The organism is Achromobacter sp. Marseille-Q0513 (assembly GCF_018195695.1).
GTDB lineage: Bacteria > Pseudomonadota > Gammaproteobacteria > Burkholderiales > Burkholderiaceae_B > Achromobacter.
In genome coordinates, this window is sequence record NZ_JAGTJY010000311.1 from 420 (window position 1) to 3,647 (window position 3,228).

The 3,228-nt window shown below is 72.0% G+C and carries 3 protein-coding genes and 1 pseudogene; all 4 read right to left on the reverse strand.

The genetic code is table 11. The annotated features are described in order from the left end of the window. A pseudogene (locus KDH83_RS30000) lies at window positions 1-323 on the reverse strand (helix-turn-helix domain-containing protein); the annotation flags it as partial. 22 nt (window positions 324-345) lie between these two features. Then, window positions 346-831, reverse strand: coding sequence for a DUF6882 domain-containing protein (locus KDH83_RS30005; protein WP_212322529.1), 486 nt, complete (start codon window positions 829-831; stop codon window positions 346-348). A gap of 42 nt (window positions 832-873) precedes the next feature. After that, window positions 874-1,383, reverse strand: a complete 510-nt coding sequence (locus KDH83_RS30010) for a GNAT family N-acetyltransferase (protein WP_212322530.1) — start codon at window positions 1,381-1,383, stop codon at window positions 874-876. Between the two features lie 122 nt (window positions 1,384-1,505). Beyond that, a partial coding sequence (locus KDH83_RS30015) for a hypothetical protein (RefSeq protein ID WP_212322531.1) occupies window positions 1,506-3,228 on the reverse strand: 1,723 nt, incomplete at its 5' end.

Sequence of the window (3,228 nt, forward strand, 5' to 3'; positions counted from 1 at the left end):
GCGTTGGCCAGGTCGCCATGCCGCAGCAGGGCCTGCCGGGTGGATTCCAGCGTTTCGTCGGGCCAGTCCAGGTCGCGCATCGCCAGCGCCACGTCGGCTTCGGCCAGCTCGCAGCGCGCCCGCGCCAGTTCCTGGTCCGGGCGGAACGCGCGGGCCGCGCGCCGCAGCAGGGCGCGGGCGCGTTCCAGATCGCCCAGCTGGGCCAGGGCGATGCCGCGCAGCGCCAGCGCCGGCGGGTCGCCGCGCAGCGCGACATGGTGCAGCGCGCCCAGCGGATCGCCCGAGGCGAGCGCGCGGGCGGCGGCGGCCAGGGGCGCGTTCATGGGATATCCCGGCGCGGCGGCCTCAGCCCTGGGACAGGGTCACGGCGCCGAAAGTCATCCACACGGAGGCGGTTTCCGACGCCTGTCCGCGATAGGTGCCGCTGGCGCCGCCCAGGCGCATGGCCACGGCGGCGAATTCCCAGGCCTGCATGTCGTCGCACTCGACCTTGCGGTTGCTGTACTCGGGCAATCCATGGGCTTCGCCGAAGGCGCGCGCCAGTTCGGCGTGATCGGCCAGTTCCGGCGGCACGGAGGGGTGATCCCAGCCCCACAGGAAGGATCCGTCGTCGCTGTTGGTGGTGCCCACGATCTGGACAGGGGCCGAGGCATGCATGCCGTCGGGCAGCACGAAGCGGATCAACCCTTCGTCCATGTCCACCGACCAGCGCTCGGCTTGGTCCAGGTGCCAGGAACCGCAATGGGCGGCGGTGGCGGCCTTCATGCCTTCCACGCTCTGCGCGATATAGACGCGGGGATCGGCGGGGGCGGTGTTGTGGGCGTCGGTCATGAGTGGATGGTTCCAGGAAAGCGGTAAGAGTGATGGCGTGGGTCAGGCCGAGGCCGGACGCGGCAACAGATAGGCCACGGTGTCGCGCCCGTAGTGCGTTTCGGTGCCGGCCTGGACGAAGCCGAGTTTTTCGAGCACGCGCCGCGAGGCCAGGTTGTCCGGCCAGGCGACGGCGGACAGGGCCGCGACATCCAGCATGCGCCATGCATAGTCGCACAGCTGGCGGCCGGCTGCGGTGGCGCAGCCCCGGCCCCAGGCGCGCCGTTGCAGCCGGTAGGCGAGCTGGATGCGGTCGGTGCCGGGCAAGGCCGTCAGGCTGGCCCAGCCGACCGCGTCGCCGTCGGCCACCACGGCCCAGTGGCCCAGCAGGCCGGGCGCCTCGAGCAGCCAGTCGAGCAGTTCGCGGCGGCGCGCCTCGGTGGCCGGCTTGACGCCGGTGCTGTAGCGCATGACCTCGGGGTCGGACTCCAGGGCCAGCAGCATGGGCACGTCGTCCACGCACATGCGGCGCAGCAGGACATGGCTGGCGGAGGCGGCAAGGGGCGGATTCATGCGTGGCATCGGATCAGGGGCGGTGGCGGCGCACGGGCCGTCGACGGCAGGATACCAGGACGCCGTTGCGGTGATTGGAGGCGGCGGCGCCGACGGGCGGCGCCGCCACGGACGGTCCGCGCTTAGGTGGGCTGCGCGCTGGCCGGTTGCACCGTCAGGACGGCCATGTCGATGCCGTCGTCGCTGCCTTGCAGGTTGTCATAGTCGAAGTAGACCCTGGCCTGGGCAGGCGCCGTGGCGCTGACCTTGAGCTGGCTGATGGCGATGCTGAGCGACGCGCCGGGCGGCAGCGTCAGGTTCGCCTCCGTCACGGCGGCCCAGTACTGCCCGTAGCGCGCGTCCTGCAGCGGCAGGAAGCGCCAGCCGGGCGCGGCGTAGCGGATGTCCGGCACGTTCGCGTCGTCCACCAGCGCGCCCAGGTGCAGGTACAGGGCCGAGCCGGTGGCGGGCTGGTCCTCGCCGCTGGTCTGTCCGGGGGTGAAGACGATGGGCGTCTTGCGGCGGTTCTGGATCGTCAGCGTCAGCGCGCTGTCGGCGCCGGCGCGCACGACCGGCGCGCCCTGGGCGTTGGTCAGCGTGAATTGCAGCAGGTCCGGATTGAGCCGCAGCCAGCCCTCGGTCAGGCTTTGCGGGCTGTACTGCCAGATCGCACCGGCGTCGACCGGCTGCAGATCCGGGTCCACGTTCCAGCGGGGCGCGTTCTGGACGTCGAGATCCTCGGTGATCCAGGACGGGTTGTAGCCGGCGGCGCGCGGCAGCGGCACGGACAGGCCGCCATGGGCGCGCAACAAGGGAAAGGCCGGCATGGTGAACTCCAGCGCGGCGAGGATGTCCTCGTACTGGTCCGCCGGCAGGGCCAGCGTTTCGGTGGGCAGGATGCCCATGCTGGCGTGAATGGGCGCGCGCGGATCCACCAGCATCAGCAGCTTGGTTTCCGGCTCGGGCGGAGCATCGGGCGCCTGCATCGAGGCGGCCGCGGGCGACAGCGTGAGCCGGTCCACGGCGGGCGCTACCACGCCAGGATCGGCGCCGGTGGCGGCCTGGCTGTAGAACGTGCCGGTGTCGTAGCCGCCGCCGGACGCGGCGGTGAAGTAGCCGACCAGCCCGTCGTCCAGCCGCTGCAGGTCGCCGATGACCACGGGGAAGCGGATGCCGCCAATGGCGTGATCGGTATCGGCGAAGGCGCCGCCCGACAAGGCCGCATAGCTTTGGTCCAGGTCCGCGAATCCCTGGCGCTCCAGGCGCAGCGAGGTCTGCGTGAGCGCCAGCGGACGGCCGACCAGCAGACCCAGGCTGGACTGGCTGTCGGCGGCGGCCGGGGAAATGCTGCCGGCCGAGCGGTCGCAGGCTTGCCAGAACGCGCGCAGGAACTGCGGCGTGGCGCCGCCCAGCGCGAGGGCCAGCGCGCGCAACTGCGGATTCTCGTGCGCCATCACGGTTTGCAGGTCCGCGTCTATCGTGCCCTGGTTGCCCGGCGCGGATTGCCACAGGACCGCGCCGCCGTCGGCGCGCACGGCGATGGTGCCCAGCGGATTGCCCTGCGCGTTGTACAGGAAGAAGCTGTACGACAGGTGGCTGGGCAGCAGCCAGCCGCAGACCGGCGTGGTGGCAGGATGCGCGTTCATCTCGTCGTAGCCGCTGCTGTCGGCGGCCAGCCAGCGCCACAGCAGGCGCGCGGGCTGGCTCAGCCGGGGCTGGGCATAGGCCACGCCCGGCACGGCGGCGCCCTGGGCCTGGGTCGTCAGGCTCTGGGCCAGATAGGTGTTGCGGATATTGACGGGGCGCTTGCGGCCGAACGGGTCCATCACCTGCGCGGACACGGTGAAGTAGCCGGCGCGCACGCCG

What these genes read in the sequence shown, in the direction of transcription:
- KDH83_RS30005 (WP_212322529.1), bottom strand. Translation starts at nt 831, where the DNA reads ATGACCGACGCCCACAACACCGCCCCCGCCGATCCCCGCGTCTATATC.
- KDH83_RS30010 (WP_212322530.1), bottom strand. Translation starts at nt 1,383, where the DNA reads ATGAATCCGCCCCTTGCCGCCTCCGCCAGCCATGTCCTGCTGCGCCGC.